The 15,571-nt window shown below is 44.6% G+C and carries 11 protein-coding genes and 1 pseudogene; 5 read left to right on the top strand and 7 right to left on the bottom strand.

The genetic code is table 11. The features are described from left to right. Window positions 1-91: 91 nt before the first annotated feature. The 3 genes from AM1_RS18250 to AM1_RS18240 all read left to right on the top strand — a co-directional run bounded on the left by AM1_RS18250 (window position 92) and on the right by AM1_RS18240 (window position 4,642). Window positions 92-361 (top strand): hypothetical protein, encoded by a 270-nt coding sequence (locus AM1_RS18250; protein WP_012164365.1) that lies wholly within the window; start codon window positions 92-94, stop codon window positions 359-361. Between the two features lie 1,023 nt (window positions 362-1,384). Beyond that, window positions 1,385-3,982 (top strand): DUF7925 domain-containing protein, encoded by a 2,598-nt coding sequence (locus AM1_RS18245; RefSeq protein ID WP_238549009.1) that lies wholly within the window; start codon window positions 1,385-1,387, stop codon window positions 3,980-3,982. Window positions 3,983-4,081: 99 nt separating this feature from the next. After that, entirely contained in the window at window positions 4,082-4,642 is a 561-nt protein-coding gene (locus AM1_RS18240) for a DUF11 domain-containing protein (RefSeq protein ID WP_041659958.1), read from the top strand. Between the two features lie 49 nt (window positions 4,643-4,691). Here AM1_RS18240 and AM1_RS18235 read toward each other — a convergent pair whose 3' ends face one another. Together AM1_RS18235 and AM1_RS18230 are read right to left on the bottom strand one after the other, a co-directional pair. Further along, entirely contained in the window at window positions 4,692-5,186 is a 495-nt protein-coding gene (locus AM1_RS18235) for a DUF427 domain-containing protein (RefSeq protein ID WP_012164361.1), read from the bottom strand. A gap of 96 nt (window positions 5,187-5,282) precedes the next feature. Continuing rightward, window positions 5,283-6,575 carry a glycosyltransferase gene (locus AM1_RS18230; RefSeq protein WP_012164360.1) on the bottom strand — a complete coding sequence of 431 codons (1,293 nt, stop codon included), beginning with the start codon at window positions 6,573-6,575 and terminating at the stop codon, window positions 5,283-5,285. A 205-nt stretch (window positions 6,576-6,780) separates the two neighbouring features. Here AM1_RS18230 and AM1_RS18225 point away from each other — a divergent pair, with 205 nt between their 5' ends. Then, on the top strand, window positions 6,781-8,025 hold the full coding sequence (locus AM1_RS18225; protein WP_238549008.1) for a glycosyltransferase family 4 protein: 1,245 nt from the start codon (window positions 6,781-6,783) through the stop codon (window positions 8,023-8,025). A gap of 236 nt (window positions 8,026-8,261) precedes the next feature. On the opposite strand, the gene AM1_RS18220 is transcribed toward AM1_RS18225, so the two are convergent. The 5 genes and pseudogenes from AM1_RS18220 to AM1_RS18200 all read right to left on the bottom strand — a co-directional run bounded on the left by AM1_RS18220 (window position 8,262) and on the right by AM1_RS18200 (window position 13,620). Beyond that, window positions 8,262-9,098 (bottom strand): PhzF family phenazine biosynthesis protein, encoded by an 837-nt coding sequence (locus AM1_RS18220; RefSeq protein ID WP_012164356.1) that lies wholly within the window; start codon window positions 9,096-9,098, stop codon window positions 8,262-8,264. 75 nt (window positions 9,099-9,173) lie between these two features. Next, window positions 9,174-9,965 (bottom strand): ATP-grasp domain-containing protein, encoded by a 792-nt coding sequence (locus tag AM1_RS18215; protein ID WP_012164355.1) that lies wholly within the window; start codon window positions 9,963-9,965, stop codon window positions 9,174-9,176. Window positions 9,966-9,993: 28 nt separating this feature from the next. After that, window positions 9,994-10,158, bottom strand: a pseudogene (locus AM1_RS18210) (PIN domain nuclease); the annotation flags it as partial. A gap of 99 nt (window positions 10,159-10,257) precedes the next feature. Then, window positions 10,258-11,175, bottom strand: coding sequence for a hypothetical protein (locus AM1_RS18205; RefSeq protein WP_148215763.1), 918 nt, complete (start codon window positions 11,173-11,175; stop codon window positions 10,258-10,260). A 171-nt stretch (window positions 11,176-11,346) separates the two neighbouring features. After that, the gene (locus AM1_RS18200) at window positions 11,347-13,620 is read right to left on the bottom strand and encodes a DUF5682 family protein (protein WP_012164352.1); all 2,274 of its coding nucleotides are present in this window, start codon (window positions 13,618-13,620) and stop codon (window positions 11,347-11,349) included. 85 nt (window positions 13,621-13,705) lie between these two features. Here AM1_RS18200 and AM1_RS18195 point away from each other — a divergent pair, with 85 nt between their 5' ends. Next, window positions 13,706-14,482: a serine aminopeptidase domain-containing protein gene (locus AM1_RS18195; protein WP_012164351.1), complete on the top strand. Its 777-nt coding sequence runs from the start codon at window positions 13,706-13,708 to the stop codon at window positions 14,480-14,482. Window positions 14,483-15,571 lie beyond the last annotated feature (1,089 nt).

The raw sequence follows: 15,571 nt of genomic DNA, 5'->3' as shown, positions 1-15,571 counted from the left end.
CTAAGACAGGTAGGGGCATGTCATTGTTCAGCCTGTCATCAATGGTCTGGAGGACAATTTTTTTCAACAGAGTGTGGTACAGAAATGACATTTGAAAACCCAGCGAAAATTTCTATTTTTAAAGCCTTCTGATTGGGCTGAACGAGGATCTTATCAGACCTGTGGCATACACCTGCTTTATCGTTTGAAGGAGAAACAGCAATACTTTGTCCCTGTGAGCTGGTTTACTAACAGCAAAGAATTTCTGTTTGATCATCAAGTTTTTATTGATGAGAAACCTGCACTCTACAGCTTAGCCAATAAAATTCATGGCATGACAGGGGCACAGCTCCTTGCTCAGTTTACAAGTTCAGAAGTATAAGTTCTCCTCAATACTTCACTTGAGCTCGAGACAAATTTATAATTTCTTTATTGAGTAGCAGGCATGGCTATCTTAGCTATACACTACACAATTCGCCAACTCTATCTAAACAATATTTCGATACAATATATTGATCATTTTTCCTTACAAGGCAGATTCAACATGTCATTCATTTACAATATCAACATTTTATAAACAGACCAAATATTGCAGTAAAATCTAAAAAATATTTTTACAAGAAAAGGAAATCTTTAAATAAAATACCTACATAAACTAGAAATAAAGATGGATAAATCAAATAACCTGTCTTATTTTAACTCTAAACATAGTGCCCTATGATTTCCTGCAACTTTCATAGCAGAACTTGCAACTAAAACACTTTCTATTATAAGTTTATACTCCTGTCTACATAAGACTTTGAGAATCTGTTTCATAGCATATATAGTCAGCATTAAGTTGCAAACCTGCTGGTTTCCCTGGTCAAGTCTGAATAATCTTCTGAGTCGAATCTACAAGAGGAGAATCCAAACTCATATCTCTATCAGAAGTCGTTGAACAATATAATTAGATAGAATAGATATTTCAAAAATCGATCCTCATTAAAAATAATTTTGAATTACAATGCAATCACATATTACTCATATCAATTAGACAATAATTTAATTTTTTTGAGTGAGATATCATATCAAGAAATATTCAATATTCAACAATATTATGATCTTCTTGAACAGCTAGAAAAAGCTAACTATATCTAAATAAATGAAGTGTCAGTATTGAAATGTCATTTTAATTTTTCTCAATGGGAACCCTAGATCTGTGTAGATCTGACAACTCATATGCATCATTAGCACTAACGTTGCAAGACCATATTGGCCCTGAATGTCTAATAGGCCAGGGAAAGTAACCTGACTTTCTGATTTCGTTATGAAATTGAGAAAAACGGCACTCTAAAACTCAAGTGCAAGGGTCCAGCTCGTACTTGAAGTGATCAATATTACCTGATTGCAAGTTAACGGTGATTCCTTGCTGCAGATCCTGATTTTCTGTTTTCCCCATTACCAAGAACTCCAAGACGACATGAATGACGATAGACCTCAGTCTTATACTTCTCCACGTAAAATTAGCCCTCTCGCCATTGCCGCCATTTTGGCTAGTAGCCTTCTTCAGCCTCTTTTCCCTGCCTTAGCTTTAGGAACTGCTGCAGGGGAGCAGATTACCAATACAGCAACAGGCACCTACAAGGAGGATCCTGCTTCCTCAACAACCATTGATGCAACGTCAAATACAATTACAGTTACCGTTGCTGAAGTAGCAGGCTTATCGGCAGTGCCATCCGGATTTGCTGATTTAGATGGTGGCTCTGTTGATGCTGGGGATACTTTAACCTTTACCTTTGATGTCACCAATATTGGTAATGCCCCTACTAATTTATTTATCCCTGGTACGAACAACCTAAATGCTGAGAATTTTGTTCCCAGTACAGTGCAGATTGTGAATGCATCTGGGACAGTACTGGCAACTGTACCTGCAAGTGGTTCTAACTTGAGTGCCTTGTCGATACCCGGTTTAGCAGATCTAGATCCTGATCAGGTATTAAAGGTTCGTGTAACTGGGACCCCAGCTCCGAATATACCAGCTGGTGCTGATGTAGGCGTCACACTAGGGAACACAGGCCCCAATAACAATAGTGCAAGTACTCAAAACCAACCCGATAACTCAGATGGTGCTAGAGCAGATGACCTTCGTACCGTTGATGCTAATCCAAGCAATGGTGCCCCAGAAAATGGTGAGCGGGAAGCCAGTGCGACTAATAGTATTCCTTTTGGAAGCTCACTTAGACCGATTGCATTGGCAACGATAGCTAAGACCGCGTCTAATCTCAACCCAGGACCTACGCCGACAGCTAACGATGATTTAATCACCTATGATTTAGCCCTAACCGTTGAGAATACCTCACCGAATGCCGCTTTTGTTCCTGCTAATTTAGAGGGAACGCCGATTAATTTGAACGGTATATCGACTCCCAGAATTTTAGTCTCTGATGCTATTCCGGTAGGGACAAAGCTTTCTTCAATTGATACCATTCCAGCAAATTGGCAAGCTGTTTATACCACTACACCAACCAGTACACCAGCAACAGCTGCAGCTTGGGTCACAACGCCACCTCCTCTGACCTCAGTGACACGGCTTGGTTTTATTTTTGTGGGTGGACCTGTTCTGGGTAGAGGGACAACCGTAACGCCATTTCGCTTCACCGTAGTTACATCTGGATTGCCACCCCTAGGTGGACAGGTGAATAATCTAGCGCAGGTGTTTGGAGAAACAGTTGGCGATTCATCTAACCAAGTTATTTATGATGAATCGGGGGATTCTCATCCCAATAATTTCAACGATAATCAAACGCCTCCTAGCCCAACTGGCAGTAACTACAACCCTACAACTGATACTGGAGTCGCTAATCCAGTAACGCAGGGCACTGACGCAGGCAATGGAAATACTGGGACAGGCCCGAATGGTGAAGTCAATGTGATCCGCTTAGGAGAAGTGGCGGCTAGCGACGATATTCTCAACGGTCCTGATGGGGTGCCTGGGGCAGGGGGGCCATCAGATGACGATGATGATTTTACAAACCAATCCACTGATATTCCTCCCAATTTAGGTCCTACGGACACGTTCGATCCAGCTCCATCTACCTTTAACAATTCCGTTCAAAATCCGGCTAGTACCGGGTTTATTGCTGATGTTACGATTCAGCCGATTTCGCCCACTCAGGCGGAGGGAGCTGATGACAGTACATTGACGGGGCAATATGGTACAGATGCCGATATTCCTAATGGTACGGTCGTAACCATTGCCTACGATCCAGATGGCAATCCGGGGAATGGCGATGAGCGAACCGCGACCTATCAATGGAATAGTACCACCAATACTTTTGAGTTGCTCTCTAGTACAACTGGAGGCATTGCTGATGGTACACCCAGGCATGTCAATGCGGGTGATTTACCTGCAGGGCGAACAATTAACTATTCCGTGACGGTGGATCTACCCGATGGTGTAGGAGTCAATGACGAGATTCCTATTCCAATCGTGGCGTTTCCGGATGACGATCCGATCAATAATCCAGGTTTCACAGGGGAAACCACCAATAACGTGACGATTGACCGCCTGTATACCGGCTTTCTACAAGTCATCAAAGAAGTCCAAGTCTTGGATGCCAATGGGGAGGTTATTCAAGCCTGGACCTCTGACCAAACTATTTTGGATGGTGTTAATATCCAGCTAGATTATCAGCTTGAGTACCGAATTACTTACGAGAATATCTCGACTCCGGTGGTGGGGAATGGCAATATCGGTCTGACGATTCCTGACTTAACCTTGGTGGAAGATGGGACGGCCACTGTAGGTGGTACAACGAATAACTGGGCGAGTTTCTCGAACCATCAGCAAAATACGAGTGCGGATCAAGGGGTGGTGAGATACTTCACGAATAGTGACGATCCCAATCCTTTGACCACATCGGATCCGGTCGATGATACCAAAGTCCAGAAATACGAAAATGAGGTCGGACAAGTCGATCCAGGCCAGCGAGGGCAATTCCTTTTCCGTCGTCGTATTAAGTAATGAGGGTTGGGTGGGCACCCTGTCAACAGGTTATCTGTTTAGCCGAAGGTCGAATCATTATCGATCCTCCCGCTGTTAAATTTCAAAGGTCTTCTCATGATGAAACGTCGCTTATCCATTGGTCTGGGTATTTTAGCGGTTGCTGCAGCGGTTCCTTTTGTCAGTGGTACTCCGGTCTTTGCTAATTTGCAAAAGGCCGGCACTGAGCTGGTGAACAAAATCTTGCAACCAGAAGTGAAGCTGGTGCTATCTGCAGAGAAAAAAGTCACTACCACTAATGCTAACGGTGAGCCAGAGATTTCCTGGGAAGCGGTTGAAGGCAATGTCACGGTCCGTCCCGGTGATGTCTTGCGCTACACCTTGCTGAGCGAGAATGCTGGAGATAAGCCAGCTTCGGAGCTAAAAATTAACCAACCTATTCCGAACCAAACAGCTTACGTTTTGGATTCTGCTCGGGCCAACGGTGCCACCCTTACCTACAGTATTGATGGAGGGCAGACCTATTCTACACAACCCATGCTGGAGGTCACCCAGCCGGATGGAACGGTCAAGCTGGAGCCTGCACCAGCTGACGCTTATACCCACGTACAATGGGATTATAGTGAGTCTTTAAAGCCAATGGCTTCTGTGCAAGCAGTCTATGAGGTTGCAGTGCAGTAAGTAGACTTTGAGAGCATTGCTCAGGTTGTTTGCAGAAACCTGAGGGTATTTACCATCCCCAAGTTCCGGCACCGCCTTTGAAGGGACCCACAATATCAGGAGTAATCCAACCACCGTAAAAATCACCAGCTTGGGCCTGCACCACTTCTCCATCGAGGGTGCAAACGTCCATACGGCTGGGATAGAAGGCAACATAATCTTTGAGATCCGCAAATCGAGGGGTGGGATTGGCGTAAAACCAGGCGACGTTCTTTTCGGTGCGATCGCACACCGTTACCGTGTAATATCCTGCTGAGCCTTTCCACTCACAAAAGGTAGATCGTCGCGTGAGCTGCAAATAGTCCATTTGAATATCTGTAGGCGGAATATAGTAGACCGGCGGATGACTGGTTTCTAAGACTCGCTTGGCTTGGTGAGTATCGGCTAAGGTAACACCATTGAAAGTGATCTGGATATGTTTTGAGGAATCTTCCAACCGAGGAGGACGAGGATAATCCCATACCGATTCTTGACCTGGACCTGGCTCAATACGATTCAGGGGCATGTAAACTGGACTCCTCTTTAGACGGCAAACTCTCTTTTGAGAGTAACGTTGATTGGTCTTAGGAGGGTGCAAAAGCTGCCAGGCAGAATCAACCCACTAGGATTGGGCATCTGCAGTGGAGTTAACCAACGGTTTGAGGGGCAAGGTGGCCTGAGGAACAGGCTGTCGCTTCCGAATCAGCTCTTGCCAAAGGGTGACTAGGGTATGAACCGTATTGTCCCAACTATATTGGTCAAGACTGGATTGCGCCCGTTCGCCCATATGCCGCCGAAGATTAGAGTCGGTGACCAACTGTTGAAGTTTATCAGCAAAATCAGCAACGGATTGTGGGGTATACAAGAACCCATTCCAGCCATCCACAATGTTTTCCACAACGCCACCAGCTCTCGGTGCTAGGACAGGAATGCCTGAAGCAAAGGCCTCTAAAACGGTTAGTCCTCTCGCTTCTTTTTCCGAAGTCGTAACATGAATATCGCTATTCGCTAAAAGGGCAGGGACTTGATGCGGGGCGACCCGACCTAACATATGCACCTGGTTAGTCAGTGGCTGAAGAGCATCTTCAATTTCTGAGTGCATGGGGCCATCTCCCGCCACTAAGAGGGCAACCCGATCAGGCTTAACACGGTTAAAAAAGTCTTGTAAAGCTTTGAACGTAAACCCCCATCCCTTATCGGGAGTCAGGCGGCCAACAAATACAAGCTTGACCTGGCGATCCACCTGGGGCAGCCCATAGGTTTGGGCAAAGTAGCCGGGGCACTTGAGCTCTGGGCTGAAGTGGTCCGCGTCAAACCCCACCAAACTGGCATAGCGCGTATTGGTAATACCTAAGTCGGTAATTTTTTGATGGGTAATGGGACTGGTGACCAAAGTGGTGTCATAGGCGTTGTAAACGCGGCGTAATAACAGCGTAAAGCAGTACTTGAGGGCAGACAGGGCTCGTGGGGGCCAGTTGAAATAGTCCTCGGCATACTCAATAAAATTGGTGCGAAAAAAACCAACGCAGGGGATATTGGCTCGCTGAGCATATTTAATACCGGGGATTTGCCACAACCCCACCGATAAGCGTTCCGGCTCATCCACATGGACAATATCAGGCTGGAAGTCTTCTAAGGCTGTCTGCAGATGATGGCGGGCTTGCCAGTTAACGTTACGCTCGAAGTCGAGGCCCATAAACGCACTGCTAGGGAGAGGAATAACTTCTACATTTGGCAGAATGGGGCCAATATAGTCTTGCCAGTTCGGATACACACTGGCTAATGCACTGTAATCAGGGCAAAACAGCTTCACCTGATGCCCCCAATCACTCAGCTTCTGTAAGCGATGAAAACCACTGACCGTAACCCCGTCGACAACGGGTAGGAAACCAGACGCAATAATCGCAATTTTCATGCTGGTAGGGCTTTGAGCAATGAGGACTACTTAAAACCAATACCGAATCAAGATTAAGGTTTGCGATGGGTTGAGGTTAAGCTCTGCTTAGCTTGGTCTGTGTAATATTCACACAATCGCTGTCTCCACAAGATTTTCAAGAAAACTGAAATTTTTACGGCCAAAATGGTTACCACATCAGTCATGACAATCCATAGTATTATCCGTGGATGGTATTGCTGAATACGCTGTCCGCTGTTCGATGTGTGTGATTAAACCCCAAAGACCGTCCTTGGGACCTGCACTGACTGCTCCTATTCCTGGATCAGCAAACACATCCCTCAACATTATCTATATCTCTCATCTCCATCCACCCGCCCATGCCAACTTGGAAAATATTGGGGGAATGCAGACCGTCAGTTTGCAGTTGTTAGAGCATCTGCAAAGGCGAACGGATATCTCCGTATTTCCCTTGGTAGTGGAGTCGCCTTGGCAGGGGACAGAACTGAGAACCTTGGGCTTTTTGATCAAGCTATTGGGGACCTTGCCCCGCATTATTCAGGAGCAGCATGCGGATGTGGTCTTGTTCTCTTCGATGGTGACAGCAGCCCTGGCCCCCTTGATGAGATCCAGGGTAGCTGTACCGATGGTGACCATTAACCATGGCCAAGACGTGACTTTACCCGTTCGTCTTTATCAGCAATGGGTACCTAAGGTCTTTCATCATTTGCAAGGGGTGATTTCGGTGTCTGCAGCCACTCAGGTCGCCAGCCTAGAGCGAGGCTTACATCCCACCAAAAGCTACGTTTTGCCAAATGCCCTGAATATCCAACCTCGTGCCTACCACCAACCAGGGTCTCGGGAAGTACTGGAATCCGTTTTTCAGATCCACTTAGAGGGCAAAAAGTTATTGCTCAGTGTGGGGCGGCAAGTCAAACGCAAGGGACATGCCTGGTTTTTGCAGCATGTATTACCCAAAATTCAACAGCCCATTGTTTACTTAATGATTGGTCAAGGGCCAGAAACTCAGCGATTACAACACCTCCGCGCCCAGTCTCCCTACCCTGAACAGATCATCATCGCAGGGCAAACGTCAGCGGAGATATTGCAGCATGCCTATGATGCAGCCGATTTGTTCGTCATGCCCAATATCCCAGTTGCAGGGGATATGGAAGGGTTTGGAGTCGTTATATTAGAGGCTAATGAAGCCAGAACCCCCATCGTTGCCTCTGATCTAGAAGGACTACAAGATGTGGTGCAAAACGGTTGCAATGGATTTAAGGTAGCGCCCCTCAATGCCCACCAGTTTGCCCAGACCATTGATGACGTTCTAGTCAGTAAGCTGCCCAGTCTCTCGAACAGTGCTTATGCCTGGGTGACTGAACAATATACTTGGTCAAGGGTTTGCGGACAATATATTGAGGTTCTACAGCAGGTAACCCAAACCGTACCTCCAGTGCTCTATCGCTAATGAACTTTCAACACAATTTCGCCAGTTTGCTGATTAGGCGCTCAAGCCTGGTGAGTAACAACAGCCGATTCAAAAAGGTGGGTATCGTCATCAACCCCATAGCCTCCAACATCAGGGATGGTAACAGCAGATATTTCAGGCTGTGCAACCTTTACAAATCAATGATGTTCGACTGAGTCACCGTGTTGCTGTGCAACCTTTGGAACCGCTACGCCTTCTCTTCAAACGGGGCTAACTTAAAGGCGTACTGCCATTCCGCTCACAACAATCCCACCACTCACGGGAATATCTACCATCAGCCGACTGGATCGACCCATCGCTTCTCCTTGGCGAATCATAATCTGATGGGGGACAGAATTTAACTGGGCATCTCGTAGATATCCTCCTAAAGCGGCGGCTGCAGCTCCCGTTGCCGGATCTTCCACCACACCACCCACCGGAAAGGGATTACGGGAATGAAAAACGCTAGGACTTTCTCGCCAAATTAGCTGTAACGTTAACAGGCCATCCTGCTGCATTAAGGCTTTGAGTTGGTCAAAATCGTAATCCAAATGAGCCAGTCGCTCAGACTTGGAGACTGCCAAGACCAAATGCCATGCCCCGGCATAAGCCCGAGCCGGTGGGATAGATAGATCTAGCTCATCCAACTGCCAATCTAATGCAGACAAAACATTAGACACTAATGCATCCGAGGCTAGGGTATGGGTGGGTTCTACGGACGTTAAAGCCGCTTGCCATTGCCCCTCTTGGACACTAACAGCCACAGGGACTTCCCCCACAGTCGTTGCTAATTTATACGTTCCCTCACCACTCAATTCACCTAGAACCACTCCAGTCGCCACTGTGGCATGTCCACAAAAGGGCACTTCGACTTCCGGGCTGTAATAACGAACTGTTCGCTCAAACCCAGTTTGTGGCGCTACAAATGCTGTCTCAGAGAAGCCTACTTCCGCCGCGATGCGCTGCATGGTTTCTGGGGATGGCAGAGTATCGCCAATCCACACCCCGGCAGGGTTCCCCCCTTTTGGATCAGTGGTAAAAGCAGAAAGTAGGTGTAGTGAGGAGTCAGGCATCAGTTTGAATCCTAGGGTGGGTAAGAGCAGAGAATCGCTTAAGTGAAGACGAAAAAGCAAGCCAATCGTGTTTCGCTAGGCTAGCTGCGTAAGCATTTTGACAAATCGGTCGAGGGGCCATGTTTTGCATTCTGAGACTTGGCCATCTCCTAGCTCTACGATCCGCTCTTGGCCAGTTAACGTTTGAGCAACATCAACAGAGTAGAAAGGGGCCTCTATTCTTTGATTTACGGTTTCAACGATGGCTGTTACAGCCGCAGTTGGGGAATAAGCAGTGCCATGGACCACAAAATATCTCTGCTCTGATTGGGGCTGAAATTGCTCAACTCTGCGAACAGCAACCCCTCCTTCCAGTTCGCCCCGATACTGTTCAATCAGGTTGATAATGTTGACGGCTTGTTTAGGGGTACGAGCAATGGACCCTTGGGCATCGGTGTTGGATTTTACAAAGTCTTTGATTAAGTAAGCGTCCCAGTTCAAATTTGAAATTTGCTCCAGATAGTTGGAGCCTGTTTCCAGAAACACGGTTTCCGGGGTGAGATCAGCACAGGCTGAATACCACTGATTGAGATGGTGGCAAAGGGCATAATCTGCGGCTGAGGTCACTGGAATCCCAGCGCTCTTACCGATAAAGTCTGTAAAGATCTGATAGGCAGTGAGATTAAACATCCAGCCGCGATATAAAACTGTTTCACCAGAATCAATACGGGGCCGAGGCTTAAAGTCTCCAAAACTCAAATCATCATAGGCAAATAGCGAAACAGGGATTCCCAACTGTTGGACAGCCAGAAATTCATCTTTGAATGGCTGATCGGGTTCTTGGGGTTCAAGAGGGTTGCAGGGATACAGAATTCTCAAAGTAATCATAAAGTAGAATTCCTGCGAACAAGATCGATCAAATCTCTTTTGCTATTAGAAGTTCTGTTAATTCAGGATACTTTGAGAAGTAACTATCAATACTTGCCAATTTTGCATTACATACAAGGGCAGTGGCAATAATGAGTCGATCAAAGGGATCTTTATGAATAGGAGATAAGTTCACTGTTTTAAAGACAATCTCATCCGCCTCTTGCAATATTTGTTTCATGATGTGTTACTCACTCAATTTATGCCGAGATCTAACTTAATTTTTTAGTCATCCACCATATCGGCAACTGTATTATGCAATAGGTCTACACATCTTCAGGATTACTAAAGACTGTCGAAAAATTCGATTATCTTTCCGCAAAGATGAAATAAATAAATCCCTTAAAAGTGCTGTAAGAATTGGAAACAAGAAAAATATTAATAAACGTTCTTTATTCAAGTCACTGACAACAGAAAAGTTGCCAGCACCTACAAATTCTACAATCACCTCTATGAATTTCAAAATATGACTCCAACTATTATCATCTATAAAATACAAAAATAATATACATAAAAAGCTGGGCATAAAAACTCGAAGAATATTAAATTCTTTCAATCGATAATCCAAATCTGCAATGTCATCTTTAATAATTTTTTCGGAAATTAAATTAGCTTTTTTGTTAATTTCGTCTCCATGTAGATAATTTTCGGATAAATATATATAGCCATCTACTTTTTCCAATATCTTTTTTCTTTTTCGATTTGTATTAATATATTTTCGTCGAAAAGATATTATCCTATCAACAGCAAAAGGATATGAAGCATAAAAAGAAATAAGAAAAATGGCAATAATTTGATTAGGAATAACAGGAGTTACTTTTTTTAATAAAACACCAACAAAAGATACACACGATACTAGTAGTATGAATAAATCCTTCTTAGGCATCATAGTGAGTATTATTTTTACGAACTTCTGTTGTCTATTAGATTCTAAAGTAGGTAGATCCTGAAATTCATCGTTATAAGGATGCCAATCCTCTCTCTCGTCAGAGTCTTTTATATTCTGTTGAATATCAAAACATAAACTCTGCTTAAAAATCTCTTTTTGTTCTTTACTAAACTCATATGCTGGTAATTGCATAAGATTGAGAATTATCTTATGTTGTAATTTTTTCCTGAGAGATCCTTCGCGAGGATTGCTAGAGAGAGAAGTGCTTTTATTTTTTTTCATTATGCTAAAAATAGTTAACACGCATATAAGGTGATGAATCACCCAAAAAACCAAACCATGCTAATGCCTTAGAAATTATCATGGTTTATCTTATTAAAGATATTTTCTATACCACGACATTGATTTTCGTTAAATATTTGAAGGCTACTTTTATTCAATCAATATAAAAAGTTACAACGAAAACCCCAAGAGCTTTGCTACAAGTGGCAAAACCGTTTCAGCGAGATCGCAATCCAATACCTCCGAGTCCCAGCCCTGTAAGCCAGTCTCCACAACTCCTTGCGTGACTCGCTCGCCCATCTGCCGCCGTTCTGCTACCGGAAAAGTTGAGAAGGTCCGCCGCAACAACGGTAACAGCGTCACAAAGGTATCTGGTGCCAATTCGCAAACCCACTGATCCAGGACCTGCCAAATCTCCTGATCGTGGAGTAACAACAGGCCACTACCCTTGAGGAAGCCTTCAATCCAGGCAGCAGCTTGGGTCGGGTCCGTCGCTAGGGATAACGCCAAACTCAACTGTTGGGCCGCTCTTGATGGTTCAAACTGTCCTCCATCCAGCAATAACCGACAGGAACGACCACTCAGCAATCCATGTAAACTTTCTCGATTCACCAGTTGTTTTAACACCATCCACCACATCTGTTGATGGTCCTGATTTTGCAACAAATTAATGGCACTATGGGTCGCCATAATTTGTTTATCCATCATGGCTGCCGCGTCATCATCCAGAGACGCGCAAGCCCCTGGTAAGCCAATACAGATGCGAGTGACTAGGCCATCCACCACATGGGCGACAACCTCTGTATCCGTTTGACGCACATCCCGATACCGCAAGATTTGGGCCAAGGGCGGTAAGGCCGACATCAGATGCACCACATCACTGGCAACCGCTGCTTCTGCCTGCAAACGAGCCATGAGTTGGGTAATCGCGTCCGGGAGATCGGCCAAGAGAACCTGATCCAATAGCTCGGTTAGTATCGGCAGATTTGCGGCATTATTCGCCAGATCACAGGTATAGGCGGTCGTGGCAGCCTCAATCGTATTGCCCCACTGACCCGCTTCAATCAAGGCAATTTCAAACTCAGGCTGCCACTCCAATATCCAGGCTTCTTTAAAAGTTCCTTTACCTCGACTAAAGGTAGGGCGGCCCCAGGGAATCCCTAATAAATTGAGGCGATGCAAAAGTTGCGATCGCAACAAATCATTCGGCTTTCGCAAATCCAGAGACAGCTCTTTGGGCGTAACCGAAGGTTTAAGGCGCAGCTTCTTCTGCCAACGCTGCAAATCCACCTGCAAAGGCACCATCGGCGTATCGTCTGGAACTTGCCCCATGCGATCGCTAATTATCAATCGTTCATGAATCAGCTGCAACGGCAGTTCCTCCCCAAAGCAGAGGACCGTCTTGGCCGCTTCGTTTAATTCAGACAATCCGGGGGTCGGACAATCTCGCAGTGCAGCTAGGGAATTGGCCAGCCGCACCGCTTCAATCACACTAGCCGAAGAGGCATCGACATCCGCCTGCCGCAACAAGCGGGCAACATGGGTGAGCCAGCGAACCGTGGGTTGATCCAATGCCGTCCATAGGTGGTGATACCAGCCCGGCGAAGCAATCCCTGCTCCATAGCCGCTGCGATCTGCCAGCCGCTCATAGGTCCAGGGAATCCAGGTTGAAGTTACTTTCAGTTTAGGTAAGCCTTTTAGTAAAGCTGCATCCTGCTTAGCAGGCGGGAAAGGTTCCACTAAAGCAGGCGTATGCCAAGCCCCACAAACAATCGCTATTTTTTCATACCCTGCCTTCTTCGCTTTGCGGATGGTTTGCCGCATGTAGGCTTCTCGTAAGGCTTCTCGATAATCCCGATTGTTGTTGAGATCTAGCGGATGATCCTTTTCCATCTCTAATCGCAGTGCTGACATCGCTTCTACAATGGCAGGAAATAGATCGGTGGTTTCAGATCTCTGTTCTACCATCCGCTCCCACCAGCGTTCACTATCATTAAATCCAGCCGCTTGGGCTAACCAAAACAGCGGATCCTGCCGAATTTCGGGTAGAGACGATTCAGGAGACACATTCCCAGCATCGCCCTCTACCTCAGGCGGTTCATACTGTTGATCGAGCTGCTGTCGCAAGGCCAGTTGATGCGTCTGGGGCAAGTCCATCCACTGCACCGGGACCTGGTGTTGGAAACCATAATCTAACGCCTGCCATTCGGGTGAAAAAACCGCAAAGGGATAATAAACGGCCTGTTGAGGTTGCTCCGGTGCATAAATCAAAATAGCCACAGGAGGACTCATGTCCGGGCTAACGACCTGCTCAATCACGCCAGCCGCATCCGGTGGCCCCTCTACCAAAATCAAATCAGGCTCTAGGTTTTCTAAGCTCTGTCGCAAACTCCGAGCTGAACCAGGTCCATGATGGCGAATTCCAAACAGGTGCAGTGTAGACATTGAATCGAGCATCTATCCTAGGGCCAGCCTGTGCGTCTTGACAGCGCCCCTTCTATTAGCTAAGTGAAATCATATACTGAGCATCATGTCACCAAAATCTATTGTGCCGTCTGATGTTGGGTTATGGATGATTCATGGCAATCTCCAAACCCCTAAAGTATGGCACCCCATCACAACGCAACTTCATCAAGCGGTCAGGCCCAAGCTCAACCTATCCATTTTCTTGGAAGATCTATGGACCAGTCCAGGAGACTCTTTAGAGGAATGGGCAGCTCTATTTTGTCAACGCGTTCACACCCATCACTTTAAGTCTCGTTTCTTACTGGGTTATTCCTTGGGCGGTCGGTTAGCTTTTCATGCGCTGCTACATCGACCTGAATTATGGCAAGGAGCGATCATTATCAGTGCTGACTCGGGGTTGGAATCAGAGTGCGATCGCAACCGCTGTCTCCAAAGAGATAAAGCTTGGAGCAACAAATTTCTGCATGATAAGTGGGAAAACCTGATGCAGGAGTGGAATTCACTCTCCGTATTCTGTGGACGCCAGCCTACCTATTCAGTCTTAGAAAAAGATTTTTCTCGCATTAAACTCTCACAGATATTTCAGATCTTCTCCAAGGGACACCAAAGCAATCTCCTCCCAAATTTACAAACTCTCAACGCACCAATTTTGTATATATCAGGGTCAGAAGACATGCATTATTGCCAAATTGGCCAAAAGCTAGATCGTCATTGTTTATCAATCAATCATCGCATTATTTTAAATGCTGGGCATCGTGTTCCCTGGGAGAAAAAAAATTCATTCTTACTAGTCTTAACTCATTTTTTAACCAGAGGTTATAATACTCAAAAAGCAAACTGAGACAGGATTACATAATTCCATTATCCAGATTTATTTACTGAAGCAAGCATCAAGCGAATAAAGTTTATAGCCAACAGAGCCAAGCAATATTTTAAGTTATCTACTGAATTATTGGCCTTAAGTGGGCATAAATAATAGAGATAGTTTTTACTACTAAAATCAAGACTAGTATCAGTAAGAGTTAAATATATATTGAATCTACCCTTTCTTTAGTTCAAGCATCCAATATTACTGATATTAAAATGCTCTCTTCAGTTGAAGCCTGTCTAAGAGAGCCTTAATCAATAATTAGATAAATGATCAATCTACCGCCAAGCGTCTATTTATCATGGCTGCATGAAGTAAACGCATCATCCATAGTTATCAATACACCTAGCTTAATTTATATAGTCTTCACAAGAGTTACCATTGAGAATTATTTATCGATAAAATTATAATCTCATGGCAAAATCAACAGTTTAGCTAATCTGATACAACGAATCAGCCTATATCCTTTTATTCCTTTTTGAGGTTGAACATTACGTTATTTGCACTCTTCTTTATGAAGCATTTGATTTAAATCAGTATGGGCTTCGATAAAATAATCCTCTTAAAATAATGGCTTTAGCTTTAAACTATTACCTCATACAATTTTTTTTAATCTCCTAAAACTACTGTCACCTATAGAATCTAAGCGCTGAGTAGTCAAGAAGTTGCCAGGCTTCATCAATTTCATTTTACAAAATTCTTATTTTACGATACAAAAGGTATAAATATTTTTCAATATACGTTAAAAAAAGAATAATAACTACCTGTCATTTAAAGTCATAAAAAAATATATGACATCAATAAAACATAAAATAACCTAGATAACTTTTGTAAAGAAAAACTATTCAATTGCTCAAACAAAAGGTAAATTCAAAATGTGTTTACCAACGCCAAAAAATCAATCCAATCTAGTCGAAATATGGTTAATCTATAAGTTCACAAGCAATCTAGATAGAATGTTTTTTTAGTTTGTTTGATATATGAACCAAGAATTTTCTACATTAGACTATTCTTAAACTTATAGATTTTCTACGTCTACTACATTCGAATAAATTCCCCAAG

The organism is Acaryochloris marina MBIC11017 (assembly GCF_000018105.1).
Taxonomy (GTDB): Bacteria; Cyanobacteriota; Cyanobacteriia; order Thermosynechococcales; family Thermosynechococcaceae; genus Acaryochloris; species Acaryochloris marina.
The sequence above is the reverse complement of the archived record's forward strand: the minus strand, read 5'-3'. Positions and strand labels throughout refer to the sequence as shown.